This window comes from Streptomyces sp. NPDC002092, assembly GCF_053593775.1.
Map to the genome: position 1 here is coordinate 392,313 of NZ_JBSFDG010000001.1, position 25,584 is coordinate 417,896.

22 protein-coding genes are annotated in these 25,584 nt (G+C 70.6%); 13 read left to right on the plus strand and 9 right to left on the minus strand.

What is annotated here, in order from left to right; genetic code table 11:
- Positions 1-16 precede the first annotated feature (16 nt).
- Together ACWCRD_RS01770 and ACWCRD_RS01775 are read right to left on the minus strand one after the other, a co-directional pair.
- Positions 17-1,582 carry a CocE/NonD family hydrolase gene (locus ACWCRD_RS01770; RefSeq protein ID WP_450963974.1) on the minus strand — a complete coding sequence of 522 codons (1,566 nt, stop codon included), beginning with the start codon at positions 1,580-1,582 and terminating at the stop codon, positions 17-19.
- A 116-nt stretch (positions 1,583-1,698) separates the two neighbouring features.
- Complete coding sequence (locus ACWCRD_RS01775) at positions 1,699-2,457, minus strand: hypothetical protein (RefSeq protein ID WP_450963975.1); 759 nt, start codon at positions 2,455-2,457, stop codon at positions 1,699-1,701.
- A gap of 143 nt (positions 2,458-2,600) precedes the next feature.
- Here ACWCRD_RS01775 and ggt point away from each other — a divergent pair, with 143 nt between their 5' ends.
- On the plus strand, positions 2,601-4,409 hold the full coding sequence (gene ggt / locus ACWCRD_RS01780; protein ID WP_450963976.1) for a gamma-glutamyltransferase: 1,809 nt from the start codon (positions 2,601-2,603) through the stop codon (positions 4,407-4,409).
- A 97-nt stretch (positions 4,410-4,506) separates the two neighbouring features.
- Here ggt and ACWCRD_RS01785 read toward each other — a convergent pair whose 3' ends face one another.
- The 3 genes from ACWCRD_RS01785 to map form a co-directional block, all read right to left on the minus strand.
- Positions 4,507-7,044, minus strand: coding sequence for an ATP-dependent Clp protease ATP-binding subunit (locus ACWCRD_RS01785; protein WP_450963977.1), 2,538 nt, complete (start codon positions 7,042-7,044; stop codon positions 4,507-4,509).
- Positions 7,045-7,212: 168 nt separating this feature from the next.
- Positions 7,213-8,052, minus strand: coding sequence for an ABC transporter ATP-binding protein (locus tag ACWCRD_RS01790; protein WP_450963978.1), 840 nt, complete (start codon positions 8,050-8,052; stop codon positions 7,213-7,215).
- Positions 8,053-8,095: 43 nt separating this feature from the next.
- Positions 8,096-8,872, minus strand: a complete 777-nt coding sequence (gene map, locus ACWCRD_RS01795; RefSeq protein ID WP_450963979.1) for a type I methionyl aminopeptidase — start codon at positions 8,870-8,872, stop codon at positions 8,096-8,098.
- A 32-nt stretch (positions 8,873-8,904) separates the two neighbouring features.
- On the opposite strand from map, the gene ACWCRD_RS01800 reads away from it, so the two are divergent.
- From ACWCRD_RS01800 to ACWCRD_RS01840, 9 genes are all read left to right on the plus strand, one after another.
- A complete protein-coding gene (locus tag ACWCRD_RS01800) occupies positions 8,905-9,156 on the plus strand; it encodes a helix-turn-helix domain-containing protein (RefSeq protein ID WP_344397973.1) in 252 nt (83 codons plus the stop codon).
- Between the two features lie 147 nt (positions 9,157-9,303).
- Positions 9,304-11,079 (plus strand): hypothetical protein, encoded by a 1,776-nt coding sequence (locus ACWCRD_RS01805; protein ID WP_450963980.1) that lies wholly within the window; start codon positions 9,304-9,306, stop codon positions 11,077-11,079.
- A 179-nt stretch (positions 11,080-11,258) separates the two neighbouring features.
- Positions 11,259-12,101, plus strand: a complete 843-nt coding sequence (locus ACWCRD_RS01810; RefSeq protein ID WP_389077532.1) for a nitrilase-related carbon-nitrogen hydrolase — start codon at positions 11,259-11,261, stop codon at positions 12,099-12,101.
- Positions 12,098-13,384 carry an aspartate aminotransferase family protein gene (locus ACWCRD_RS01815; RefSeq protein ID WP_450963981.1) on the plus strand — a complete coding sequence of 429 codons (1,287 nt, stop codon included), beginning with the start codon at positions 12,098-12,100 and terminating at the stop codon, positions 13,382-13,384. Before ACWCRD_RS01810 ends, ACWCRD_RS01815 begins: the two co-directional genes overlap by 4 nt.
- Positions 13,385-13,408: 24 nt before the next feature.
- Positions 13,409-14,971, plus strand: a complete 1,563-nt coding sequence (locus ACWCRD_RS01820) for a PucR family transcriptional regulator (protein WP_450963982.1) — start codon at positions 13,409-13,411, stop codon at positions 14,969-14,971.
- Positions 14,972-15,126: 155 nt separating this feature from the next.
- Positions 15,127-15,969, plus strand: coding sequence for a nitrilase-related carbon-nitrogen hydrolase (locus ACWCRD_RS01825; RefSeq protein WP_030947030.1), 843 nt, complete (start codon positions 15,127-15,129; stop codon positions 15,967-15,969).
- Between the two features lie 100 nt (positions 15,970-16,069).
- A complete protein-coding gene (gene hydA, locus ACWCRD_RS01830) occupies positions 16,070-17,473 on the plus strand; it encodes a dihydropyrimidinase (RefSeq protein ID WP_450963983.1) in 1,404 nt (467 codons plus the stop codon).
- A gap of 10 nt (positions 17,474-17,483) precedes the next feature.
- Positions 17,484-18,503, plus strand: a complete 1,020-nt coding sequence (locus ACWCRD_RS01835; RefSeq protein ID WP_450963984.1) for a TIGR03842 family LLM class F420-dependent oxidoreductase — start codon at positions 17,484-17,486, stop codon at positions 18,501-18,503.
- Between the two features lie 125 nt (positions 18,504-18,628).
- On the plus strand, positions 18,629-20,155 hold the full coding sequence (locus ACWCRD_RS01840) for an NCS1 family nucleobase:cation symporter-1 (protein ID WP_450963985.1): 1,527 nt from the start codon (positions 18,629-18,631) through the stop codon (positions 20,153-20,155).
- 48 nt (positions 20,156-20,203) lie between these two features.
- Here ACWCRD_RS01840 and ACWCRD_RS01845 read toward each other — a convergent pair whose 3' ends face one another.
- The 3 genes from ACWCRD_RS01845 to ACWCRD_RS01855 form a co-directional block, all read right to left on the minus strand.
- Entirely contained in the window at positions 20,204-20,863 is a 660-nt protein-coding gene (locus ACWCRD_RS01845; protein ID WP_450963986.1) for a hypothetical protein, read from the minus strand.
- 122 nt (positions 20,864-20,985) lie between these two features.
- Positions 20,986-21,510, minus strand: coding sequence for a class I SAM-dependent methyltransferase (locus ACWCRD_RS01850; RefSeq protein WP_450963987.1), 525 nt, complete (start codon positions 21,508-21,510; stop codon positions 20,986-20,988).
- Complete coding sequence (locus ACWCRD_RS01855; protein WP_450963988.1) at positions 21,507-22,508, minus strand: carboxymuconolactone decarboxylase family protein; 1,002 nt, start codon at positions 22,506-22,508, stop codon at positions 21,507-21,509. The genes ACWCRD_RS01850 and ACWCRD_RS01855 overlap by 4 nt, the downstream gene beginning before the upstream one ends.
- Before the next feature lie 165 nt (positions 22,509-22,673).
- On the opposite strand from ACWCRD_RS01855, the gene ACWCRD_RS01860 reads away from it, so the two are divergent.
- The 3 genes from ACWCRD_RS01860 (at position 22,674) to ACWCRD_RS01870 (ending at position 25,097) form a co-directional block, all read left to right on the plus strand.
- On the plus strand, positions 22,674-23,777 hold the full coding sequence (locus ACWCRD_RS01860; RefSeq protein ID WP_450963989.1) for a sensor histidine kinase: 1,104 nt from the start codon (positions 22,674-22,676) through the stop codon (positions 23,775-23,777).
- Positions 23,774-24,451, plus strand: coding sequence for a response regulator (locus tag ACWCRD_RS01865; RefSeq protein ID WP_450963990.1), 678 nt, complete (start codon positions 23,774-23,776; stop codon positions 24,449-24,451). Before ACWCRD_RS01860 ends, ACWCRD_RS01865 begins: the two co-directional genes overlap by 4 nt.
- A gap of 91 nt (positions 24,452-24,542) precedes the next feature.
- A complete protein-coding gene (locus tag ACWCRD_RS01870; protein ID WP_450963991.1) occupies positions 24,543-25,097 on the plus strand; it encodes a Uma2 family endonuclease in 555 nt (184 codons plus the stop codon).
- On the opposite strand, the gene ACWCRD_RS01875 is transcribed toward ACWCRD_RS01870, so the two are convergent.
- On the minus strand, positions 25,007-25,492 hold the full coding sequence (locus ACWCRD_RS01875) for a phospholipase D-like domain-containing protein (RefSeq protein ID WP_450963992.1): 486 nt from the start codon (positions 25,490-25,492) through the stop codon (positions 25,007-25,009). The two genes, ACWCRD_RS01870 and ACWCRD_RS01875, sit on opposite strands and share 91 nt — an antisense overlap.
- Positions 25,493-25,584 lie beyond the last annotated feature (92 nt).

Genomic DNA, 25,584 nt, shown 5'->3' on the forward strand with positions numbered 1-25,584 from the left:
CGGCGGCAGCCGGAGATCACTGCTTGCGCAGCGGAATCGACACGTACGACGGGTCGTTCGCCGGCGAGGAGAAGGTCAGCTGAGCGCCGGACGGGTTGTGCTCGATGTAGAGCGGGTCGACCGTGTCGACGACCAGGGCCAGTCGGTGCCCTGCCGGGACGTCGTAGGCCGTGGAGAACAGGTCCAGGTCCAGACCGAACGGCTTTCCGGGCGTGCGCCCGTGGAAGGTGTACGGCGCGTTGCTGACCAGCTTGCCGAGGCCGAGCGGCCCCACGTCGTAGAGGTAGGCGACGAGGGTGCCGCTCTCCTTGGTCGGGGTGAGGGTGGTGTGCAACTGGGCCGTACCGCGGATCTGCTGGGCGACGGCGTACTTCTCCGACTGCCAGACGGCGGCCCAGCGGCGGGGGAGCAGCGGGATCGAGGCCATCGGGGGCAGCTGGGCGATCTGGTCGAGGATGCTCGACAGGAAGACGATCCCGCCGTCGGCCCCGGAGTCGACGTTCGTGTGGATCGTGGTCGTGCCGGCGAGCGCGATCTTCCGGTCGGTCGCGGCGATCGACTTCCAGTCCGGGTAGCCCTCGTAGCCGCCCGCGGTACGGGACTTGAGCTGGACCGGGTCCTCGCGGTTGATGCCGTTGTCCTCGCCCTTGAGGTAGTGGTCGAACCAGCGCTCGGTGTCGGTCCACACGTCGTTGGGCAGTCCGAACAGGCCGGTCAGCTCGGCGGTGGCGTGGTCGCCGGGGCGGAACTCCAGTCTCTTCGGGCCGGTCAGCTTCTCGTAGAAGTCCGCGTACTGGTTGGGCGCGAAGACCGTGTCGCCCCATGCGTTGGCCATCATGACCGCCGCGCCGTTCTTGTTCAGCTGATCCACATATGTTGCGGCCGAACGTTTCTTCCCCCAATTGATCATTTCCTGTTCCTTGGACAGGTTGGAGGCGTAGAAGTTGTCGAAGATCTGCCGGACTTCGGGGCTCTGCCGGCCGGTGACCAGGCTCGCGCCGTCCAGCAGGGCAGCGGCCTGGACGTGCTGGGTGCGGCCCGAGTAGATCGAGTCGATCAGGTCGGCCCAGCCGCTGAGGGCGGCGACCGCCTTGATCCGCTTGTCGTGAGCGGCGGCGATCAGGCTGATGCCGGCGCCGTACGAGACCCCCGCCATGCCGATGTGGGCGGAGTCCGCCGGGGTGTTGGCGAGCGCCCAGTCGATGACCTTGGAGGCGTCGGCTATGTCCGGTGGTCCGGCCACTTCTATCTCTCCGCCGGACTGCCAGAAGCCCCGCACGTTGTAACTGACCACGATGTAGCCGGAGTCGGCGAGCTTCTGGGCCTGGGCGAGGTACTCGACCTGGGGCAGGCCCCAGCTCGTGGGGAGTACGAGCAGCGGGTAGCGGTGCGTGCCGTCGGCGCCCGCGGGCATGAGGACGTTCGCCTTGAGGACGGTGCCGCCGTCGCCGGTGATGTCGACGAAGCGGACGGCGTCCGTCGCCTGTGCGGCGGGGGCGAGCCCGAGGGCGCTACCGGCGATCAGAGTCGCGGAGACGGCGCCCACGGCGGTCGTACGCAGGGCCTTGCGATGGGTTCCCACGGGTCACTCCTCACTCGTGTCAGTGCAAAGTGACCAGACGGTAACCTCGCCCCTTTACCGGAGGTAACCCGTCGGTAAGTTACGTGGCAGTAACGATTGTTGGCATGTGAATGAATTCAGGAGGCGCGGTGGGAGTTGCGGGGAGCGGTGGGCGCCGGCAGGGGTTCCTGTGCCGCGCGGGTCACGTCCGCGACGAGCTCGGCGACGTCCGGGCCGTACGCCTGTGAGTTGACGACCTTCAGCAGCAGGACGAACGTGTTGTTGCCGTATTTGCGGGCCAGCCGCTCGTGGTTGCGGGCGAGGTAGCGGGTCGCGGCCTGGTTGGTGATCGCGGTCTGGCCGCTGAACAGGAAGACGGGGCGGGTCAGACCGGGCTGACCGGCCGTCAGCCGCGCCAGCAGCACGTACTCGGACAGGCCCTTCTCCATGCGGTAGCGCTCGCTGCCGATCTGGAACGCCAGCCGGTCCGGGCCCGGCTCCGGGTCCGTGTTCACCCGCACTCCGGGCAGCATGGCGTGCAGGTGGGCCGCCATGCGCCGGTTCGAGCCAGGCCCTCCGACGCAGAACTCGGTCCGCTCGCCGAAGCCCTGCCGGGCCGCGTCCTGGGTGATCACCTCCGCGTGTGCGCCGCAGTCCTTGATGAGGGCGGCGAGTTCCAGGAGCGCGAACACGTCGTAGCGGTGCACCGCGAGGTCGGGACTGCCGGCGTCGCGGTTGACGACGAGCAGCGACTCGGAGTGGTCGGGCAGCCCGAAGAAGGCCTGCTTGCGGCGGAGTCTCCGCTTCCACAGATAGGTACGGGCCAGCCAGCCGAGCGCGGCACTGATGCCGGCCGCGACCACGCCCAGGACGATGTTGCGCACGTCGTCATTCATGGGCGCGCATGCTAGCGGGCCGACATGGCTGGTACGTACCGGTGTTCGATCCATGGCATTCGTATGACAGCTGCCGGAGTGGGGGTGTTGGGGCCCCGGACAATGCGGTTACGCTGCGCGGACGCCCCTGACTGGAGGTACGGATGCGTCGTCCTGTCGCGCGGAAACTGTCGGTCCTGGCGGTCACGGCCGCCGTGGTGTCGGTCGGGGCGGCAGCACCGCCGACCACCGCGACGACACCGCAGAAGGTGCCCGTCGCCGTCGGCTACGGCGGTGCCGTGGCAAGCGTCGACGCGGACGCCTCCGCCGCCGGTATCGAGGTCCTGAAGAAGGGCGGCAACGCGGTCGACGCGGCCGTCGCCACCGCCGCCGCGCTCGGCGTCACCGAGCCCTACTCCTCCGGGGTCGGCGGAGGCGGCTACTTCGTCTACTACGACGCCAAGTCCCGTACGGTGCACACCATCGACGGCCGCGAGACCGCGCCGCTGACCGCCGACTCCGACCTCTTCGTGGAGAACGGCAAACCCCTCGCCTTCGCCGACGCCGTCAGCAGCGGGCTGAGCGTCGGCACCCCGGGCACGCCCGCCACCTGGCAGACCGCGCTCGACAACTGGGGCAGCAGAAGACTCGGCACGGTGCTGAAGCCCGCCGAGCGGATCGCCCGCGACGGCTTCACCGTCGACGACACCTTCCGCTCCCAGACCGCCTCGAACGAGACCCGGTTCCGCTACTTCCCTGACACGGCCAAGCTGTTCCTGCCGGGCGGGCAGCTCCCGGTGGTCGGCTCCACCTTCAAGAACCCCGACCTCGCCCGTACCTACGAGGAGCTCGGCAGGAAGGGCATCGGCGCGGTCTACGACGGCGACCTCGGCGACGACATCGTCCGCACCGTGAACCACCCTCCCGTGGACCCGGGTTCGGGCTGGAACGCCCGCCCCGGCAAGCTGTCCGACAAGGATCTCGCGGCCTACCGCGCCAAGCTCCAGGCGCCCACCAGGACCTCGTACCGCGGACTCGGCGTCTACTCCATCGCGCCCTCCTCCTCCGGCGGCACGACGGTCGGCGAAGCCCTCAACATCCTGGAGAACACGGACCTCTCGAAGGCGAGTGAGGTTCAGTACCTGCACCACTACATCGAGGCCAGCCGGATCGCGTTCGCGGACCGCGGGCGCTGGGTCGGTGACCCCGCCTTCGAGGACGTACCGACGAAGGAACTGCTCTCGCAGAAGTACGCCGACTCGCGGGCCTGCCTGATCAAGGACAATGCGGTGCTGACCAGCCCGGTGGCGCCCGGGGATCCTCGCCACCCGGCCGCGTGCGCCTCCGGCGGTACGGCGGCCCCGACGACGTACGAAGGTGAGAACACCACGCACCTGACCGTGGCCGACAAGTGGGGCAACGTCGTCTCCTACACGCTGACCATCGAACAGACCGGCGGCAGCGCGATCACCGTGCCCGGGCGTGGGTTCCTCCTCAACAACGAGCTGACGGACTTCTCCTTCACTCCGGCGAACCCGGCCGTGCACGACCCGAACCTGCCGGGGCCGGGCAAGCGGCCGCGGTCGTCGATCTCGCCGACGATCGTGCTCGACAAGCACAACAAGCCGGTGGTGGCGCTCGGTTCGCCCGGTGGGGCGACGATCATCACCACCGTGCTGCAGGTGTTGACCGAGTTCCTGGACCGTCATCTGCCGCTGGTCGATGCGATCGCTGCGCCGCGGGCCAGTCAGCGCAATGCTGCGCAGACGGAGCTGGAGCCTGCGCTCTACAACGACACCAGTGCCGGGAGTCTGCGGGCGCAGTTGGAGGCCATCGGGCACTCGTTCAAGTTGAACCCGGAGATCGGTGCGGCCACCGGTGTGCAGCGGTTGCCTGGTGGGAAGTGGTTGGCGGCGGCTGAGACGATTCGCCGGGGCGGTGGGTCGGCGCAGGTGGTTGACCCGGCGCCGTAGTCGTCTGCAGGTGTGTGGGGGCTGGTCGCGCCCACGCGGCGGAGCCGCAAATCGACACAGCCCCGCGCCCCTGACGGGGCGCTGCAGCTTGGCCCCGTCACAACTCGGGGGCGATGGGCAGGTCTTCCGTCTGGAAGGCCAGCCGGCCGTCCTCGACATCGACCGTCACGCGGCCGCCCTCTGCCACCCGGCCGTCCAGCAGCAGTCGCGACAGCTGGTTGTCGACCTCGCGCTGGATGGTGCGGCGCAGGGGGCGGGCGCCGTATTCGGGCTGGTAGCCGTGTTCGGCGAGCCAGTCGACGGCCGGGGCGGTGAACTCGACCGTGACGCCCTGCGCCTGCAGCAGGCGGCGGGTCCTCTCCAGCAACAGGCCGGTGATCTGCCGCAGTTGGTCGCCGGTGAGCTGGCGGAAGACGACGATCTCGTCGACGCGGTTGAGGAACTCGGGGCGGAAGTGCTCGCGCAGCGGGCGCAGGATCTGTTCCCGGCGGGCCTCCTCGTCGGCGTCGGCGCCGCCCGGCCCGAAGCCGATCCCGGCGCCGCGCCGGGTGATCGCCTCGGAGCCCAGGTTGCTGGTCATCACGATGACCGTGTTGGTGAAGTCGACGGTGCGGCCCTGGGAGTCGGTGAGACGGCCGTCGTCGAGGACCTGGAGCAGGATGTTGAAGACGTCCGGGTGCGCCTTCTCCACCTCGTCGAGGAGCAGGAGCGAGTACGGGTGGCGGCGCACGACCTCGGTGAGCTGCCCCGCCTCCTCGTGGCCCACGTAGCCGGGCGGGGCACCCACCAGGCGGCTGACGGTGTGGCGTTCCTGGTACTCGCTCATGTCCAGGCGGACCATGCGCTCCTCGCTGCCGAAGAGGGCCTCCGCGAGGGCGCGCGCCAGTTCCGTCTTGCCGACGCCGGTCGGTCCGAGGAAGAGGAAGCTGCCGATCGGCCGGTCGGGGCTGGCGAGTCCGGCGCGGGAGCGCATGACGGCCTCGGCGACCACGGCGACGGCCTCCTCCTGCCCGACGACCCGCTCGTGGAGGTGCTCCTCCAGGCCGAGCAGCTTCTCCTTCTCCTCCTGGGTGAGGCTGGCGACCGGGATGCCCGTCTGCCGGGACACCACCTCGGCGATCGCCTCGGCGGTCACCTCCAGCTGCCCCTCGTCGGCCTCGTCGCCGCCGGTGGTGTCCGCGATGCGCTTCTTCAACTCGACGATGCGGTCGCGCAGCTGGGTCGCCCGCTCGTACTGCTCGTCGGCGACCGCCTGGTCCTTGTCGCAGTTCAGCTGCTCGACCTCGCGCTCCAGGGCCCGTACGTCCGTGCCCTTCGTGCGCGCCCGCAGCCGTACCCGCGCGCCGGCCTGGTCGATGAGGTCGATGGCCTTGTCGGGCAGCCGGCGGTCGGTGAGGTAGCGGTCGGACAGCTCGACGGCGGCCACCAGGGCCTCGTCGGTGTAGCGGACCTGGTGGTGGGCCTCGTAGCGGTCGCGCAGACCGCGCAGGATCTCGATCGTGTCCGGTACGGAGGGTTCGGGCACCAGGATCGGCTGGAAGCGGCGGGCGAGTGCCGCGTCCTTCTCGATCCGGCGGAACTCCTCCAGGGTGGTGGCGCCGACGATGTGGAGTTCGCCGCGGGCGAGCGCAGGCTTGAGGATGTTGCCGGCGTCCATCGCGCCGCCCTCGCCGCCCGAGCCGGCACCGACGACCGTGTGCAGCTCGTCGATGAAGACGATCAACTGGTCGGAATGCGTGCGGATTTCACCGACGATGTTGTTGAGGCGTTCCTCGAAGTCACCGCGGTAGCGGGTGCCCGCGACCACACCGGTGAGGTCCAGGGCGACCACCCGCCGCCCGATCAGCACGTCGGGCACGTCCCCGTCGGCGATGCGCTGCGCGAGACCCTCCACGATGGCGGTCTTGCCGACACCCGCGTCACCGATCAGCACCGGGTTGTTCTTGCCGCGCCGCGACAGCACTTCGATGGTCTGCTCGATCTCGTCCTCGCGGCCGATCACCGGGTCGATACGGCCCTCGCGGGCCAGCTCGGTGAGGTCGCGGCCGTACTTGTCCAGGGTGGGCGTGCCGGTGGCGCGCTGGTGCTCGGTACGGGTCTGTGTGGTGTCCGGCGCCTCGGGCGGCAACCCGGGGGGCGCGAAACGGGCCGAGTTGAGGATGTGCCCGGCCGCCGAGTCGGGGTTCGCGGCCAGGGCGCTGAGCACGTGCTCGGGGCCGATGTAACCGGCGCCGCTGGCCCGTGCCAGGTCGTGGGCGTCGAGCAGGGCCCGCTTGACGGCGGGGGTGAGGGAGAGCGAGGTGGGCGGCGGCGCTTCCTCCGCCGTGTGCTGGACCGGGCCGGAGCGCTCGTCGATCTCCGACGCCAGCGAGTCGGGATCCGCGCCGGCCCGGCTGAGCAGACTCCGGGTCGGCTCGCTGGCCAGGGCGGCCCGCAGCAGATGCTGGGTGTCCAGGTCCCGGCTGCCGTGCTCGGCCGCGTACTGGGCGGCCCCGCGGACCAGTTCCCGGGCGGGCTGACTGAGCAGCCTCCCTATGTCGATCTGCCGGGGGCCCGGGCGCGGGCCCCCGAAGAAGCGGGCGAGGAACTCTCCGAAGGGGTCGTAGCCCTCGGGGCTGCTGAAGCCGCTGGTCATGGCCTTCCCATCCGGCGTCCCTGCGGGGCCCGGGACGCCCTCGCTGATCGACGTGCCGCAGTCGGGTAACCCGGGTGAGAGCCGGTTACACCCTGGCGCACGCCCGTAGAACACCTTCGCACGAAGGGCGGCCACGGGCACCTCCAGCGCCCGACCGGCACGTCTTCCTCAGCCGTTCGTCCGACGACCACTACCACGGTCGGTGGACGGTGCGCCGGGGCGCAGCATCTGGCTGGTGGCCAGGTCGCGGTAGAGGGGGTTGTGGGCGAGCAGTTCCTCGTGGTCGCCGGCGGCGGCGCTGCGGCCCTCATGGAGCACCACGATGCGGTCGGCGTGCTGCACGGTGGAGAGGCGGTGGGCGATGACCAACAGGGCGCATTCCTGGGCGATCTCCTTCATCACGCTGGTCAGCGCGGCTTCGTTGATCGCGTCGAGATGCGAGGTGGGCTCGTCCAGCAGGAGCAGCGCGGGGCGGGCGAGCAGGGCGCGGGCCAGGGCGACGCGTTGGCGTTCGCCGCCCGAGAGGGTGCTGCCGCGTTCACCGATGACGGCGTCCAGGCCACCGGGCAGCCGGTCGACGAGTTCCTCCAGCCGGGCCAGCGCGAGGACCCGCCGCACCTCGGCCGCCGGGGCGTCGGGGACGGCGTAGGTGATGTTCTCCCGGAGGGTGCCGTGGACGACATGGGTGTTCTGGTCCACCACGGCGATGCGCCGTCGGCAGGCGTCGCGGCCGAGCTCGGTGGCGGGCCGCCCGTCGAACAGCACGGTCCCCGATTGGGGTTCGTAGAACCGCGCGACGAGGGCGAAGACGGTGCTCTTGCCGGCGCCCGAGGGACCCACGAGGGCCACCTGCCGGTGGTGGGGCACGGTGAAGGTCACCCCGGACAGCACCGGGCGGCCCGGAGCATAGCCGAACCGGACGTCGTCCAGCGCGAGCGCGGGGGAGCCGGGTGCCGCGGCTGCGACGGGCCGGGGGCGGGGGCGGCCCTCCGCGACCAGTGGGTCCATGCGCTCGGTGGGGAGGTGCAGAGCCTGGTCGACACGCCGGCCCTCAAAGAGCTTCCCGCGCGGTGAGGATCCGCGGTCCGGAGTCCGTGATCGCCACCGTGTGCTCCACGTGGGCCGCGCGTGAGCCGTCGTTCGTGCGCAGGGTCCAGCCGTCCGCCGCCGCGTGGTAGTCGTCCCGGCCGCCCGCGATGAGCATCGGCTCGATGGCGAGGGCCATGCCGTGGCGCAGGGGCAGGCCACGCCTCGGGCGGCCTTCGTTCGGGACCCCGGGGTCCTCGTGCATACGGCGCCCGATGCCGTGTCCCCCGAAGCCGTCCGGGATGCCGTAGCCCGCCGCGCGGCACACCGAGCCGATCGCGTGCGCGATGTCGCCGATGCGGTTGCCGGCCACCGCCGCCTCGATGGCCGCCGCCAGGGCCCGCTCCGCCGTCTCGATCAGCCTCACGTCCGCCGGGCGCGGCTCGCCGACCACGAAACTGGTCGCCGAGTCGCCGACCCAGCCGCCCAGTTCGGCGCCGCAGTCGATGGAGACCAGATCGCCGTCGCGCAGCCGGTAGCCGGTCGGGATGCCGTGCACGATCGCGTCGTTCACCGAGGCGCAGATGACGGCCGGGAAGGGGACGGGGGCGAAGGAGGGGCGGTACCCGAGGAAGGGCGAGGACGCCCCTGCCTCGCGCAGCACCCCGCGGGCCACCTCGTCCAGCTCCAGCAGGGAAACACCCACGTCGGCGGCGTTTCGTACGGCCGTCAGGGCGCGCCCGACCACCTGCCCCGCCTCGTACATGGCGTCGATCGATGTGTCTGTCTTCAGCTCCACCATGCCAATTACTATACCGGTATTAGAATGACGGCATGGTGCGCACCCCTCTCACCCCCGAAGAACGCGAACGCGGCGAGCGGCTCGGAAGGCTGCTCCGCGAGGCCCGCGGCGGGCGGAGCATGACCGACGTCGCGGCGGACGCCGGGATCTCCGCGGAGACCCTGCGGAAGATCGAGACGGGCCGGGCCCCGACGCCGGCCTTCTTCACGGTCGCCGCGCTGGCCCGTGCGCTCGGCCTCTCGATGGACGAACTCGCCGGGGCCTGTGCACCGCTCGCGGTGTGAGTCCGACAAGAGATGCCCTCGCGCACGTCACGTTCCGGCAGGCGGGGCGTACTCTGCGTCCCGTCGGAAAACTTCTCGTAGCGCTCCTGTAACACGGCTCGTGTTGTCTAACGGACCGGAGTGCTCCGGTCTGGCAGGAGTTGGGCGATGGCTGTGGATCAACTCCCGGGCCGGGTACGGGAGTTCGTGAACTACCTGAACGGCCTGCTGGCGCGCCTGGACCAGGGCGGCGGCTGGTGCGCCGTCTTCTGGCAGCGCGACCCCGACGGGATGCGGGCCTGTCTCGAGGGGCGTGAAGTGCCGCCCTGGGACGTGGTGGAAGCGCTTCTGCAGGACCTCGCCGCGGGGTACGGTCCGGCCGCTGCCGCCCAGGAGAAGGAGCGGGCCCGCGGGCTGCACACCGCCGCGCTCGCGGCGCACGACGCCCGGCCCGGCGGCCGCGACGCGCTCGGTGACCGGCTCGACGTCATGCTCCGCGAGCAGCGCTACGCCGCCGAACGCCAGGCTGAACTGGGCCGCCGGCTCGCCTCCGCCGCCACCCGGCAGGAGGCCGACGCGCTCCGCCTCGACCTGGCCTGGGCCCGCGACGACCACGAACGGGCCACCGCCCGCTGCGCCGAACTCCGCGCCCGGATGGCCGACTTGGACAGCCGCACGGCAGAAGGCCGGGCGGCGGCGATCCGCCGCGCCCGCATCGCGGAAGGCACGGTCTACCGCATCGACAGGGAGTTCCCCCCGGACGAGCCGCCACCCACGGACGGCGACGGGGCCCACAGCCAGGCCTTCCCGCACCAGCGAGGCGCGTACGACGCCGGCCCCGCAGACGGGCCACGGGAGCGGTTCGAGGCGGGCGCCCCGGGCGGCACACAGTCGACGGACGCGCACTCCGCTGGCCCTGCGTGGGCCCGCAGCGGCTCGTACGACCGCGGAGTCGCCCAGGGGCAGCAGGGCGGCCCCTACGAGGCCGCTGCCTCCGATGCGGCACGGTCGTACGACTCGTTCGGCCCCGCAGGGGTGCGCGCAGGCGCCGTGGACCAAGAGTCCGGTGCCCGCGAGGCGGCACGGCCCCGTGGCCCGTTCGAGGCGGCGCGTCCGGTCGCGTACGACGGCGGCTTGCCGAGCACGCCCCAGCCGAACGCCACCCCCTCCGGCGCGCCGCAGCCCGCCCCTGAACCGCCCGCCCCCAAACAACGCAAGCGCCGTCGAGGCGGTGCCAGGTTCGCCGGGATGGTCGAGGGGGAGGCCGCCCCCCTCGACGTACCGACGACCGCCGCGCCCGTCCTGCCCGCTCCGAAGGCCACCGGCCGTACCCTGCGGGGAGCACGGTTCGCCGGGGCCGCCGAGGTGGCGGAGCGGCCGCAGCAGCAGCAGCCGGCGGCCGAGCCCCTGGACACGGCGGGGCCGCGGGAGATCGCCGGGGCCGTCGAGCGGCTGGTGCGGTTGCGTCAGGAGGAGCGCAGCGGCGAGGCGCACGCCCTGCTCGTCGACGCCGCCCACTGGCCCGCCGCCCGTTTCCCGCTGCTCGCCGCGGAACTGCAGCGCGCCGGGCTCGGCGCCGACTGGGCGACGCTGCTGTGGGAGGCCGCCTCGCTGCCCGCCGACCGGCTCGTGGCCGCCGCGGACGCCCTGGTCGCGGCCGGGCGCGGCGACGACGGCGAGCAGATCCTGCGGCAGGGCGTCGCCCGGCCCGCCACCGAGATCGGACAGGCCGTACTGGCACTGTCCGGCGAGGGGCGCGAGCGCGAGGTGCGCGCGCTGCTCGGCGCATACGTCCGCGTCCGCACCCCCGAGGAGGCGGCCCGCAGCGCCGAGCCCGACCCGGGGACCCTCGTACCGCTCCTGCTGGAGGCCGCGCAGGGCGTCTCCGAAGAGCGACACTGGGATCTGGTGCACGCCCTCCGGGTCGCCGGCTTCACCGCCTGACACACCCCGACCAACCGTCCCACCGGCCCCTCCGCTCCTCCACCGGAGTGCGAAACGTGATCGACTCCGCGGGTTAACGGCGATGGTCTTGGCAAGGCTCTCCCGGAGGCTTACGTTCATCCCTCTACGGCCTGTTCTACGGGCGTAGAGGCTCTGACGACCCGCCGAAGGAGCAGCTCATGGCCAACGTCGTTCGTGCCGCTCTGGTCCAGGCCACCTGGACCGGCGACACCGAGTCCATGGTGGCGAAACACGAGGAGCACGCCCGCGAGGCGGCCCGACAGGGTGCGAAGATCATCGGGTTCCAGGAGGTCTTCAACGCTCCCTACTTCTGCCAGGTCCAGGAACCCGAGCACTACCGCTGGGCCGAGCCGGTGCCCGAGGGGCCGACCGTCAGTCGTATGCAGGACCTCGCCCGGGAAACGGGCATGGTGATCGTCGTGCCGGTCTTCGAGGTCGAGCAGTCCGGCTTCTACTACAACACCGCCGCCGTGATCGACGCCGACGGCACCTTCCTCGGCAAGTACCGCAAGCACCACATCCCGCAGGTCAAGGGCTTCTGGGAGAAGTACTACTTCAAGCCCGGCAACGTGGGGTGGCCGGTCTTCGACACCGCCGTCGGCAAGGTGGGCGTCTACATCTGCTACGACCGCCACTTCCCGGAGGGCTGGCGCCAACTCGGCCTCAACGGCGCCCAGTTGGTCTACAACCCCTCCGCCACCCACCGCGGTCTCTCGTCCTATCTCTGGCGGCTGGAGCAGCCCGCCGCGGCCGTCGCCAACGAGTACTTCGTCGCCGCGATCAACCGGGTCGGCGTCGAGGAGTACGGCGACAACGACTTCTACGGGACCTCGTACTTCGTCGACCCGCGCGGCCAGTTCGTCGGCGACACCGCGAGCGACAAGACCGAGGAACTGCTCGTCCGCGACCTCGACTTCGACCTGATCGAGGAAGTGCGGCAGCAATGGGCGTTCTACCGTGACCGACGACCCGACGCCTACGAAGGACTGGTGCAGCCGTGACCGACCTCTACGCCCGCCACAAGTCGGTCCTGCCCGACTGGCTCGCCCTCTACTACGAGGACCCGCTGGAGATCACGCACGGCGAGGGCCGGCACGTCTGGGACTCCGACGGCAACAAGTACCTCGACTTCTTCGGCGGCATCCTCACCACGATGACCGCGCACGCGCTGCCCGAGGTCACGAAGGCGGTCAGCGAGCAGGCCGGGCGGATCCTCCACTCGTCCACGCTCTACCTCAACCGCCCGATGGTCGAACTCGCCGAGCGCATCGCCCAGTTGAGCGGTATCCCGGACGCCCGTGTCTTCTTCACGACCTCCGGCACCGAGGCCAACGACACCGCCCTGCTGCTCGCCACCACCTACCGGCGCAGCAACACGATCCTGGCGATGCGCAACAGCTACCACGGCCGCTCCTTCAGCGCGGTCGGCATCACCGGCAACCGCGGCTGGTCCCCGACCTCGCTGTCACCGCTGCAGACCCTGTATGTCCACGGCGGCGTCCGCACCCGCGGCCCGTACGCCTCCCTCAGCGACGACGACTTCATCGCGGCCTGCGTCGACGACCTCAAGGACCTGCTCGGCCACACCCGCCCGCCCGCCGCGCTGATCGCCGAGCCCATCCAGGGCGTCGGCGGCTTCACCTCCGGGCCGGACGGCCTCTACGCGGCCTTCCGTGAGGTCCTCGCCGAGCGCGGCATCCTGTGGATCGCCGACGAGGTGCAGACCGGCTGGGGCCGCACCGGCGACAACTTCTGGGGCTGGCAGGCACACGGCCAGAGCGGCCCGCCGGACATCCTCACCTTCGCCAAGGGCATCGGCAACGGCAGCTCCATCGGTGGTGTCGTCGCCCGCGCCGAGATCATGAACTGCCTGGACGCCAACAGCATCTCCACGTTCGGCGGCACCCAGATCACCATGGCCGCGGGCCTCGCCAACCTCAGCTACCTGCTGGAACACGACCTCCAGGGCAACGCCCGGCGCGTCGGCGGGCTGCTCATCGAGCGGCTGCGGGCCGTCGCCGCCCAGGTCCCGCACGTACGGGAGGTACGCGGCCGCGGCCTGATGCTCGGCGTCGAGCTGGTGAAGCCGGGCACCGACGAGGCCGACCCGGACGCCGCCTCCGCCGTCCTCGAAGCGACCCGCGCGGACGGGCTGCTCATCGGCAAGGGCGGCGGCCACAACACCAGCGCCCTGCGCATCGCCCCGCCCCTGTCCCTGACGGTCGCGGAGGCCGAGGAGGGCGCCGCGATCCTCGAACGCGCTCTGAGGAGCCTCACGCAGTAGTGGACTGAGCAAGGGAAGACCGTCATGACCACCTTCGGGACCCCCGAACCCGCCCTGTCGGTGCGCCAGGTGCTGACCCTGGAACGGGTCCTCGCAGGGGAGCCCGAGGTGGTGGCCGGCGCGGCCCAGCTCGACCGGCCCGTGCGCTGGGTGCATGTCGCCGAGGCGCCCGATGTGGGCGTCATGCTCAGCGGCGGCGAGATGGTGCTCACCACCGGAGTGCTGCTCGCCGGCGACGAGGAGAAGCAGGCCGAGTACATCCGGTCCCTGCACCGCGCGGAGGCCGCGGCCGTCGTGCTCGGCCTCGGGCGTGCGTTCCCCTCCCCGCCGGACGTGATGCGCCGGGCCGCCGAGCGGTGCGGGCTGCCGATGGTCGTCCTGCACCGCCCCTTCCCGTTCGCGGAGCTGACGGAGGAGGTGCAGGCCCGGCTGGTCCGGCGGAAGTTCGCCGCCGTGAGCCTTTCGGAGTCCGTCCGCACGGCGCTCACCGGGCTCATCACCGCGGGCGCCCCCCTGCAACGGCTCCTCGACGAGATCGCCCAGCACAGCGCCTGCCCGGTCGTCGTCACCAACCTCGCCCACCGCGTCCTCGCCACCGCGGGGGAGCGGCCGGCGGTGGACGACGTGCTGCGCGACTGGGAGCGCATCGCCCGCCAGGCCGGTGGCAGCGAGGGCGACGGCTGGATCCGTGCCGAACTCGGCGGGCGCGGCGAACGCTGGGGCCAGATCATGCTGTGCGGCTACCGGGGCGACACCGCCACCGGACGCCTGCTCGCCGACCGGGCCGCCGAGTCCCTCGTCCTGCACCGCATGCTCGGCGGCAACTCGGCCCACACCTGGGAGGAGCAGTCCGCGCAGAGCCTGCTCACCGACCTGGTCAGCGGAGTCGTACCGGCGAGGCAGCTGCTGCCGCGCGCGCGTGCCGCAGGACTCCCGGTCAACCGGCGCACCTTCGTACCGCTGGTCGTGCGGGACGGCGAACCGGCCCAACTCGACCGGGTACTAAGGATGTTGGGGCTGCCCGGTCTCGTCGCCGAGCTGGCCGACGCCGCCACCGCGGTCCTGCTCAGCCTCGCCCGCGACCAGGACGCCGAGGCGCTCACCACGCACTTCGCGGCAAGGCTGCGTACGGAATCGGGGTCGACGAAGGCCGTGGTGGCCGCCGCCGACCCGCGCACCGCCTGGGACGACGTGCCCGCCGGACTGCGCGAGGCCCAGCACGTCGCCGACGCCGTCGCCGACTCCTCGGCCGCCCTCGACCTCCCGGCCGTCGTACGCCTCAGGGACGTACATCTGCGGGGCCTGATCCGGCTGCTGCGGGACGATCCGCATGTGCAGTCGTTCGCGGAACGGGAGCTGGACGGGCTGCTGTGCTCGGCCGACGACGACCTGCTGTCCGTGCTGCGCACCTATCTCGCCACCGGCCGCAACAAGTCCCGCACCGCCCAGCTCCACCACGTCTCCCGGCCCGCCCTGTACCGCCGTCTGGAGGCCATACAGGGCCGTCTCGGGGTGGACCTCGACGACTTCGAACAGGCCGCCTCGGTGCACATCGCGCTCCTCGCGCACGACGCGCAACAGGGCTGAAACATGCCACGACCTGGGAAAACGGCGGTGAAACATGGGCTCGGTAAAGGGTGACACCGTGGCACGCCGCATGCCCGCAGACGTGACAGCGTGCAACTCAACCCCCGTTTTCGGACTTCCTAGTCTTCTCGCACACCGAGCGACCGGAGGTCCCGATGAGCAGAGTGATCCGTGCCGCCCTCTTCCAGACCGCGTGGACGGGCGACAAGGAGTCGATGATCCAGGTACACGAGCAGGCGGCCCGGGACGCGGCCGCGCAGGGTGCTCAGGTCCTGTGCTTCCAGGAGCTGTTCTACGGGCCCTACTTCTGCCAGGTCCAGGACAAGGCGTTCTACGAGTACGCGGAGGCGATCCCGGACGGCCCGATCGTCAAGCGCTTCCAGGCGCTCGCCAAGGAACTGGGCATCGTCCTGATCCTGCCCATGTACGAGGAGGAGCAGCCCGGCGTCCTCTACAACACGGCCGCGGTGATCGACGCGGACGGTTCGTACCTCGGCAAGTACCGCAAGCACCACATCCCCCAGGTCCCCGGATTCTGGGAGAAGTTCTACTTCCGCCCCGGCAACGCCGGCTGGCCCGTCTTCGACACCAAGGTCGGGAAGATCGGCGTCTACATCTGCTACGACCGCCACTTCCCGGAGGGCTGGCGGGCGTTGGGCCTCGCGGGCGCCGAGATCGTCTTCAACCCGTCGGCCACCTCCCGCGGCCTGTCCGCCTACCTCTGGCAGCTGGAGCAGCCGGCTGCGGCCGTCGCCAACGAGTACTTCGTCGGCGCGATCAACCGGGTCGGTGTCGAGGAGCTGGGCGACAACGACTTCTACGGGACGACGTACTTCGTCGACCCGGAGGCGCAGTTCGTGGGCGAGGTGGCGAGCGACAAGGAGACGGAGCTCGTCGTGCGCGACCTGGACCTGGCCAAGCTCCGCGAGGTCCGCGACCGCTGGCAGTTCTTCCGCGACCGCCGCCCGGACGCGTACGGCCCGCTGACGGCGCCGTAGAACCAGGCGGCGTTCCCCGCGCCCTGAAGGGGCGCGGGGAACTGCGCGACCAGCCACATACAACCCGCACTCTTCGACACAAGCAGCGGAGTGTAAAAGCATGAGCAGCCGTATGGTCATCCGCGGTGGACTAGTAATCACCGCATCCGACGAACTCCACGCCGACGTCCTCATCGAGGAGGGCCGCATCGCCGCCCTCGCTGCCGCCGGCACTTCCGCCGCGCAGGCCTGGACGGCCGAGCGGACCATAGACGCCACCGGCAAGTACGTCATCCCGGGCGGCGTCGACGCCCACACCCACATGGAGCTGCCCTTCGGCGGCACCTTCGCCTCCGACACCTTCGAGACCGGCACCCGGGCGGCCGCCTGGGGCGGTACGACCACGATCGTCGACTTCGCGGTGCAGAGCGTCGGCCACTCCCTGCGCGAGGGCCTCGACGCCTGGCACGCCAAGGCGGAGGGCAACTGCGCGATCGACTACGCCTTCCACATGATCGTCTCCGACGTGAACCAGGACACGCTCAAGGAGATGGACCTGCTGGTCGAGGAGGGTGTCACCTCTTTCAAGCAGTTCATGGCCTACCCGGGCGTCTTCTACTCCGACGACGGCCAGATCCTGCGCGCCATGCAGCGCTCCGCCGAGAACGGCGGCCTGATCATGATGCACGCCGAGAACGGCATCGCCATCGACGTGCTGGTCGAGCAGGCGCTGGCCCGCGGTGAGACCGACCCCCGCTACCACGGCGAGGTCCGCAAGGCCCTGCTGGAGGCCGAGGCCACCCACCGTGCCATCAGGCTCGCGCAGGTCGCGGGCGCCCCGCTCTACGTGGTGCACGTCTCGGCCATGGAGGCAGTGGCCGAGCTGGCACGCGCGCGTGACGAGGGGCTCCCCGTCTTCGGCGAGACCTGCCCGCAGTACCTGTTCCTGTCCACCGACAACCTCGCCGAGCCGGACTTCGAGGGCTCGAAGTACGTGTGCAGCACGCCGCTCCGCCCCAAGGAGCACCAGGCCAAGCTCTGGCAGGGGCTCAGGACCAACGACCTCCAGGTGGTCTCCACCGACCACTGCCCCTTCTGCTTCGTGGGCCAGAAGGAGCTCGGCCGCGGCGACTTCTCCAAGATCCCCAACGGTCTGCCCGGCGTCGAGAACCGCATGGACCTGCTCCACCAGGCCGTCGTCGAGGGCCACATCTCCCGCCGCCGCTGGATCGAGATCGCCTGCGCCACCCCGGCCCGTATGTTCGGCATGTACCCGAAGAAGGGCACGATCGCGCCCGGCGCGGACGCGGACGTCGTCATCTACGACCCGAACGCCGAGCAGGTCATGTCCGTCGAGACGCAGCACATGAACGTCGACTACTCGGCCTACGAGGGCAAGCGCACCACCGGCCGGGTCGAGACGGTCCTCTCGCGCGGCGAGGTCGTCATCAACGAGCGGGAGTACACCGGACACGCCGGGCACGGCGTCTACACCCCGCGCTCCACCTGTCAGTACCTCAACTAGGAGTGGCGCCATGGACTTCGGACTCGTCCTGCAGACCGACCCGCCGGCCTCGAAGGTCGTCAGCCTGATGAAGCGCGCCGAGCGCAACGGCTTCACCCACGGCTGGACCTTCGACTCCGCCGTGCTGTGGCAGGAACCGTTCGTGATCTACAGTCAGATCCTGTCGAACACCACCAAGTTGACGGTCGGCCCGATGGTCACCAACCCGGGCACCCGCACCTGGGAGGTCACCGCCTCCACCTTCGCCACCCTCAACGACATGTTCGGCAACCGCACCGTCTGCGGCATCGGCCGCGGCGACTCGGCGATGCGTGTCGCAGGCCGCAAGCCCAACACCCTGGCCCGCATCAGCGAGGCCATGAAGGTCATCCGGGCGCTGGGCCGCGGCGAAGAGGCCGACCTCGGCGGCACGGTGATCAGGTTCCCGTGGATCAAGCCGGGCGCCGAACTGCCCGTATGGATGGCGGCGTACGGGCCCAAGGCCCTGAAGATGACCGGCGAGGAGGCCGACGGGTTCATCCTGCAGCTCTCCGACCTCTACCTCACCGAGTACATGGTGAAGGCGGTCAAGGACGCGGCCGTCGCTGCGGGTCGTGATCCCTCCGACGTCAAGATCTGCGTCGCCGCCCCCGCCTATGTCACCGAGGACGACTCGCCCGAGGCGCTCGCCCACGCGCGCGACCAGTGCCGCTGGTTCGGCGGGATGGTCGGCAATCACGTGGCCGACCTGGTCTCCAAGTACGGCGAGCACTCCGCACAGGTCCCCGAGGAACTCACCGACTACATCAAGGCCCGTGAGGGGTACGACTACTCCCACCACGGGCGCGCCGACAACCCGGACACCCAGTTCGTACCCGACGAGATCGTCGACCGGTTCTGCATCATCGGCCCGGTCGAAAGGCACATCGAGAAGCTGAACGCGCTGCGGGAACTGGGCGTCGACCAGTTCGCCGTCTACGACATGCACGACGCGCAGGAGGCCGTGATCGACGCGTACGGACAGAAAGTCATCCCCGCCGTCAACTCCTGAGCAACGCAAGGTAGTTAACCTCCCCATCCCCCCACTCCAGTTCTCCCCTCCCCACCTCCCCGGGGAGGGGGCCGGAGACCCCCGCACGGCCTTTCCGGACCCACCCTTCATTGATTGGCCTGCCCATGACCGACACCGCTCCCACGGCGATACCGCCGACAGCCCAAGTCACCCTCGCCGACGGGCGGGTGGAGATCGCCCCCGGGTCCCCACTGCCCAGCGGCCCGTACGCCAACGAGGACCTGCTCCCGGTCCCGGTCGAGAAGCGCACCTGGACCACGTACAACTTCTCCGCCCTGTGGGTCGGCATGGCCCACAACACGGCCTCCTGGACCCTGGCCTCCGGTCTGATCGCCGTCGGCATGGACTGGAAGCAGGCGGTGCTCACCATCGCCCTGGCCAATGTGATCGTGCTGATCCCGATGCTGCTCACCGGGCATGCGGGACCGAAGTACGGCATCCCCTTCCCGGTCTTCGCGCGTGCCTCCTTCGGTATCCGCGGCGCCAACCTCCCTGCTGTCGTACGGGCGTTGGTGGCATGCGGCTGGTTCGGCATCCAGACCTGGATCGGCGGCGAGGCGATCTACTTCCTCGCCGGGAAGCTGATCGGCAACGGCTGGTCCGACGCCGGGAAGGTCGGCGGCTACGCCTGGACGATGTGGCTGTCGTTCGCCATCTTCTGGGTGATCCAGGTCGCCATCATCTACCGGGGCATGGAGACGATCCGCCGCTTCGAGAACTGGGCGGCGCCCTTCGTCATCGTCGGCGCGCTGGTGATGCTGATCTGGATGAGCAACAAGGCCGGCGGCTTCGGCCCGCTGCTCGACCAGCCCTCCAAGCTCGGCTGGGGCGGCGGCTTCTGGAAGCTGTTCTGGCCGTCCCTGATGGGCATGATCGGCTTCTGGTCCACGCTGTCGCTGAACATCCCGGACTTCACCCGCTACGGGAAGTCGCAGAAGGCGCAGACCTGGGGACAGGCGCTCGGTCTGCCCACCACCATGACGCTCTTCGCGCTGCTCTCCGTACTGGTCACCTCCGGCTCGCAGGCCGTGTACGGGCAGACCGTCTGGGACCCGGTCCAGCTCGCCGCCAAGACGGACAACGTCTTCGGCCTGCTGTACGCGCTGGTGACCGTGCTGGTGGCGACCCTGTCAGTGAACATCGCGGCCAACCTGGTCTCGCCGGCCTTCGACTTCTCCAACATCGCGCCCCGCAAGGTCAGTTTCCGGGCCGGCGCGCTCGCCACCTGCGTCATCGGCGTGCTGATCTTCCCCTGGAAGCTGTACTCCGACCCGCAGGGCTACATCTTCACCTGGCTCGGCCTGGTCGGCGGACTGCTCGGCACGGTCGCCGGCATCCTCATCGCCGACTACTGGATCCTGCGCCGCGGCAAGCTCGACCTCGTGGACCTGTACCGGGCGGGCGGCCGCTACTGGTACGAGGGCGGCTGGAACTGGCGGGCCGTCGTCGCCTTCGTGGCCGGCGGTGTCCTCGCGATCGGTGGCGCCAGCTTCAAGCCGCTGATCGACGGGCGGCCCATCCCGGCGCTGGAACCGCTCGCCGACTACGGCTGGGCGGTCGGCCTCGGCACCTCGATGGTCCTCTACGTGGTGCTGATGCTGCTGCGCGGAAGGGACCGTCTGGAGGCCTGAGCCTTCGCCCTCGCCTTCTTCATAGTCGCCTTCGGAGGGCAGCCGGTCCTACTGGCTGCCCTTCAGCGCGGTCACGGCGTCCCTCGACGCCTCGATCGCACCCTTGTTGATCTCGTCCGTGCTGGGCGCCTTCTTCGTCTCGAAGTCACTGCCGTTGTACGTGACGACCACCAGCACATTGGAGACCTGCGCGAACACCATGCCTTCGCGGGTCTGCTGCTTGTCCTGGGTGGTGAGGTTGACGACGGAGTAGGCCTGGTCACCGAGTCCGGGAACCGCCCCTCCGCCGCTCTTCTCCGTAATTCGCTGCTTGTAGGTGCTCTGTGCCGCTTCGTCCGAGTTCATGACTTCGAAGGAGACGTCGAGCCACCGGTAGTCGTAGCCCTTGAGTGCGTTCCAGGAGCAGGTGCGGCGCAGTTTCGCGTCCGTCGACTGGATTTCCTTGCCCGCAGTCTTCGCGCCCGGAACGAGCGCCTTGAGCGTCTTCTCGGCCACGCTGCCGCACGGCGCGGGGGAGGCGGCGTACGTCTTGGTCTGCGCGGTCGTGGACGGGGCGGAGGCCGACTGGTTGCCGGTCTGCGGTGCGTCCTTGTGCTCGGCGGTCGTCGTCGCCGCGGGGCCGGACGTCAGCGCCCAGCCCGCCGCGGCCAGCACGACGACCGGGGACAGACGCGCGGTCAGAGCGAGCGGCAGAGGAAAATCGCGCACGGCACACTTTTCGGTGGGGGACGGTGTGCGGAGGGGGTCCGCACTGCGGACGGGGCGCCAGTCTCACATGAGTCCCTGTGAGACGGAAGTGTCAACTCGCTCCGTGGCCGCGCGGTTACTGTTCAGTCAACCTCGCTGGGCAGGCGGCGCGGCCGGCCGGCGGTGACCAGCCGGACGCCGTCATGTCGCTCTATCTCGATGTTCTCCCAGCCGTCCAGTACCGACAGGATGCGGTCGAGGTCGTACCGGAGGCTCACCAACACCAGTCGGCCGCCCGGTATCAGCGCCCGCGCCAGATTGCGGAAGGCCGCCGCGGGGTCCGCGAAGGACATGCCACCCCGGCTGACGATCACGTCGTAGCCGCACGGCGGGAACGGGTGGACCTGCGCGTCCGCCACCTGGTAGGAGGCGTTCGCGACCTTCTCCGCGGCCGTCAGCTTCTGGGCCGTGCGCAGCAGCGGCGCCGAGATGTCGACGCCGACCGCGTGACCGCGAGAGGCCAGCCGGGCGGCGATACGGGTCGTGTCCCCCGTGCCGCAGCCGACGTCGAGGACCCGGTCGGCGGGCTTGATGGCCGCCGCCGCGAACAACGCAGCGTCGACGCCGGTCCAGGTGTGTGCCTGCCGGATGTCGGCGATCACGGTCATGACGTCTCCCGGGCGGCGTGCAGACTGAACGAACTCTCCATGCGGTCCACGGCGGCGAAGGCGCCGTAGGAGACGAGATGGACGAGGCAGTGGTCGGTGCGCTCCGGTCGGCGCCAGGCCGTCACGTCCTCCCCGGTGATGCGGTACGGCGCCAGGGCGGCCAGCAGCGCGAGCCGCGCGCCCGGGTGCTGTCGGCGGTCCGGGAGCCCGGCCCACCCGAGGGGCGGGTGCGAGCCGTCCCAGTCCCACAGGGCCTCCCGTACGAGGGCCTGCTCTTCGGCGTCGAGGAGGCCCGCGCCGGCCGCGGTCGCCGACCGGAGTGCCGCGTACGCCGGGCCGACGGTCGTGCCGGCCGCCCACGCCGGACCCGGAGCAGGATCGTCGAGGAGGGCGAGCGCCGCGCCGGGCACGGCGGTGCGGCGCACGGTCCGGGCGAGCGAGCGGCCCGCGAGACTCCGTACCGGGCGCAGCCGCTGTGCGTTGCCCGGCAGCAACTGCTCGGTCAGCAGGGCCGACACGATCCGGTTGATGAAGTGGAAGGCGAGCGCGGTGCCGATGTAGGCGGGGGCGTGCTCGTGCGGGAACGGGTACGGCATCAGGCCGGCGCCCGGCACACGCGTGTGCTGCCCCCAGGCGAGCACGCGCGCGTGCTCCTCGCGCTCCGGCAGCTCGCCCCGGGCCAGCCGTTCCGCGAGGGCGTGGTCGCCGGTGGCGTGCAGCAGGACGGTGTGCGCGTCCACGCAGAACGGGCACTTGTTGGCGCGCGAGACCCCGTAGGCCGCCAGCTCCTTGCCGGTGCGGCTGCCCGCGCCGGCGATCAGCGACTCGCGCATCAACGCCCAGGTGGGGGCGAGGATTTCGGGCGCGGAGGACAGCACCACGAAGGTGGCCGCCCTGTCGATGCCGAAGTCACGGGCGAGCTGCTCGTACACCTCGGCGACACGGCCGGTGGCCGCCTTGGGCGGCAGGGGCTGGGTGAAACGGAAGGGTGTGGACATGGCAGCAGCGTGCGCCTCGGGGGCGGGAGCGGTCGTCCTACGGCCGAAGGCAGTTGGCACTGCGACTGCGGGCGCGGCGGGCCCGGGCACTACTACGGGAGGAGTAGCAGGAGAGCCGTCCACAGGTCTGACGCCGTTGTCGGTGGCGCCGTCTACTGTGCGTGCATGGGCGGGCACCCGGTCTCACGCAGGTACCTCGCCGACGTGGCCCTCGCGGTCGTGGTCGGTGCCCTCGTCATGACCACGGCCGCGTTCGACTCGGACACCACCGCCGTCGACTACGCGCTGATCGCGGTGAGTTCGGCCGCCCTGGCGTTCCACCGTGCCGCCCCGCGCGCGGTACTGACCGTGGCGGCGGCGAGCGGAGGTGCGTACGTCCTGCACGCCCACCCCGGACCTGTCTCCGCGCTGCCCGTGTTCACGGCCGCGCTCGGGGCGGTCCGCCTGGGGCGCCGCGGGTACGCGGGCGCCACGAGCGGGGTGTTCCTGGCGGCCTGCTTCGCGACCGGGCCGACGACCCAGGAGGTCGTCGAGCGAACCGCGCTGCTCGCGGGCTGGTTCCTGTCCGCGGTGGTCGCCGGCATGGCGGACCGCAACTGGCAGGCGTATCTGCGCCAGACCGAACAGCGCGCCCTGGAGGCCGAACGCACCCGGGAGGAGGCGGCCCTGCGCCGCGCTGGCGAGGAACGCCTGCGGATAGCCCGCGAGTTGCACGACTCGCTCACCCACAGCATCTCGATCGTCAAGCTCCAGGCGGGGGTGGCGGTGCACCTCGCCCGCAAGCGCGGCGAGGAGATACCGCCCGCGCTGCTCGCCATCCAGGACGCGAGCGGCGAGGCCATGCGAGAACTGCGCGCCACCCTGGAGATCCTGCGCACCGACGAGCCGACCGGGACGCCCGCTTTGCTGGTGGAGCGGGCCTGCGCGGCTGGGCTGGCGGTGGAGCTGACGGTGACCGGTCAGGAGCGGCCCCTGGCGGCGGCGGTCGACCGTGCGGTGTACCGCATCGTCCAGGAGGCCCTGACCAATGCGGCCCGACATGCGGGAGCAGCGAAGGTCAATGTCCGACTCGCCTACGGAGGAGACGACTTGACGATACGAGTCGAGGACGACGGCACCGCGGACCGGGACCGCCCGCCCACACCCGGCGTGGGCCTCACGGGCATGCGCGAGAGGGTGACGGCGCTCGGCGGGACCCTGCACGCAGGCCCGCGCGCGGAGGGCGGGTTCGAGGTGCGGGCCCGGCTGCCGCTGGGGGAGACGGGATGATCCGGGTCGCCCTCGTCGACGACCAGGCGCTGATGCGCGCCGGATTCCGGGCGCTGCTGGAGGCCGAGGACGGCCTGGAGGTGGTCGGCGAGGCGGCGGACGGTGAACGGGGCCTCGCGCTGGTGCGCGCGCAGGTGCCGGACGTCGCGCTGATCGACGTACAGATGCCGGTGATGACAGGCATCGAGGCGACTCGGCGGATCGCCGCCGACCCCGCCCTTTCGGCCGTACGCGTCGTGATCCTCACCAACTACGGCCTCGACGAATACGTCTTCGAGGCCCTGCGGGCGGGCGCCAGCGGCTTCCTCCTCAAGGACACCGAACCCGCCGACCTGCTCCAGGCCATCGAGGTCGTGGCCCATGGCGAGGCCCTGCTCTCCCCGTCGGTCACCCGCACCCTGATCGGCGAGTTCGTCTCCCGCCCACCGGACCGCTCGACGGCCCCCGGCCTGGACTGCCTCACCCGCCGCGAACGCGAGGTGACGGCCCTGGCGGCACGGGGCCTGTCGAACGAGGAGATCGCCGCCCACATGGTCATCAGCCCCTTCACGGCGAAGACCCACATCAGCCGGGCGATGACCAAGCTGGGCGCACGGGACCGGGCCCAGCTCGTGGTCTTCGCTTATGAGTCGGGGCTGGTGGCGCCGCGGGGCGGGGATCACCGTTTTGAGTGATCGCCGTGCTGGATCGTCCTGGGGGTGTGACGGATTGCGGTACACCGGGGAAGGTGGTCATGCTGCAGGCACGATGTCCGATGGAGAACCGATGAGCACTCAACCGCACACGTATGCCGTGGGTGACCCCGAATCAGCACTCAAGTATGCGATCCAGCACATCAAGGGTGACCGGGTGCAGATCGTCGAGGGGGTCATTGAACAAGTGGTGCCGTCTTGGGATCACGAGAGTATCGGGGACCTAATCCGTCGGCAGCTTGTTCCGGCGTTGGACAGGCTGGGCTGCATTGCCGGCTCCGGCGATCTGGACCTGCCGGGGACGAGCAACTGGTACGTGCCGGATCTGGCCGTTGTGCCGAAAGAACTCACCAAGGGTGCGGGTGCACTGGTGCCTGACCAAACGCTACTGATCGTCGAGGTCACCTCGGAAAGCAACGGAGACACGGACCGCGTCGTCAAGCGGAAGCGCTACGCGGAATACGGGGCTCCGCTCTACCTGGTCGCCGACCGTCAGCAGCGGTCCTGCACCCTCTACGCCGAACCAGGCAGGCTCGGCTACACCAAGGCGGCAGGACCGCTTCCGTTCGGAACACCTGTCCCCCTGCCCGATCCCTTCGGCCTGGAGCTCGACACCTCGGAATTCTGACCGCCGGCGACCCGTGGCGCCCCAAACGGGCGCGGGGAACTGCGCGCCCCCTGGGCTGCCCCGGTACCCGTGAGGATGATGCCCAACTCGCGGTTACTGGACAGCGAGTTGCCGCTGATGTTCATGGAGCCTGCCTCCACCTCCTGGGAGGACAGGCCGTAGTCGGCGACCATGGCCTTGGCGTGGATGTAGAAGCCGTTCGGGTCGGAGTAGCCGACGACCGTGGCGCCCGCTGCCTTGATCTCGGACACCTCACCGGCGTCGTCGCCCGGAGTCTCCAGGACCACCCGCACCGTCCCGCCCGCCTTCGCTCTCGCCGCGATGGCGTCGACCACCGTGCTGTCGCTGAACTCCAGCTTCTCGACGTCGAGCGTCTTGGTGGCGGCGTTGACCACGGACAGCAGGCGATTGCGCGAGTCGGTGGGCGACCAGAGCAGTCAGTCGCGAAAGAGCAATCGCGAGGCCAAAGTCGGGATCTGCCGCACTG

Bases quoted from the DNA above. Each gene is read 5' to 3' on its own strand.
- ACWCRD_RS01775 (WP_450963975.1), bottom strand. From the start codon at position 2,457: ATGAATGACGACGTGCGCAACATCGTCCTGGGCGTGGTCGCGGCCGGC.
- ggt (WP_450963976.1), top strand. From the start codon at position 2,601: ATGCGTCGTCCTGTCGCGCGGAAACTGTCGGTCCTGGCGGTCACGGCC.
- ACWCRD_RS01785 (WP_450963977.1), bottom strand. From the start codon at position 7,044: ATGACCAGCGGCTTCAGCAGCCCCGAGGGCTACGACCCCTTCGGAGAG.
- ACWCRD_RS01790 (WP_450963978.1), bottom strand. From the start codon at position 8,052: ATGGACCCACTGGTCGCGGAGGGCCGCCCCCGCCCCCGGCCCGTCGCA.
- map (WP_450963979.1), bottom strand. From the start codon at position 8,872: ATGGTGGAGCTGAAGACAGACACATCGATCGACGCCATGTACGAGGCG.
- ACWCRD_RS01800 (WP_344397973.1), top strand. From the start codon at position 8,905: ATGGTGCGCACCCCTCTCACCCCCGAAGAACGCGAACGCGGCGAGCGG.
- ACWCRD_RS01805 (WP_450963980.1), top strand. From the start codon at position 9,304: ATGGCTGTGGATCAACTCCCGGGCCGGGTACGGGAGTTCGTGAACTAC.
- ACWCRD_RS01810 (WP_389077532.1), top strand. From the start codon at position 11,259: ATGGCCAACGTCGTTCGTGCCGCTCTGGTCCAGGCCACCTGGACCGGC.
- ACWCRD_RS01820 (WP_450963982.1), top strand. From the start codon at position 13,409: ATGACCACCTTCGGGACCCCCGAACCCGCCCTGTCGGTGCGCCAGGTG.
- ACWCRD_RS01825 (WP_030947030.1), top strand. From the start codon at position 15,127: ATGAGCAGAGTGATCCGTGCCGCCCTCTTCCAGACCGCGTGGACGGGC.
- hydA (WP_450963983.1), top strand. From the start codon at position 16,070: ATGAGCAGCCGTATGGTCATCCGCGGTGGACTAGTAATCACCGCATCC.
- ACWCRD_RS01835 (WP_450963984.1), top strand. From the start codon at position 17,484: ATGGACTTCGGACTCGTCCTGCAGACCGACCCGCCGGCCTCGAAGGTC.
- ACWCRD_RS01840 (WP_450963985.1), top strand. From the start codon at position 18,629: ATGACCGACACCGCTCCCACGGCGATACCGCCGACAGCCCAAGTCACC.
- ACWCRD_RS01850 (WP_450963987.1), bottom strand. From the start codon at position 21,510: ATGACCGTGATCGCCGACATCCGGCAGGCACACACCTGGACCGGCGTC.
- ACWCRD_RS01855 (WP_450963988.1), bottom strand. From the start codon at position 22,508: ATGTCCACACCCTTCCGTTTCACCCAGCCCCTGCCGCCCAAGGCGGCC.
- ACWCRD_RS01860 (WP_450963989.1), top strand. From the start codon at position 22,674: ATGGGCGGGCACCCGGTCTCACGCAGGTACCTCGCCGACGTGGCCCTC.
- ACWCRD_RS01865 (WP_450963990.1), top strand. From the start codon at position 23,774: ATGATCCGGGTCGCCCTCGTCGACGACCAGGCGCTGATGCGCGCCGGA.
- ACWCRD_RS01870 (WP_450963991.1), top strand. From the start codon at position 24,543: ATGAGCACTCAACCGCACACGTATGCCGTGGGTGACCCCGAATCAGCA.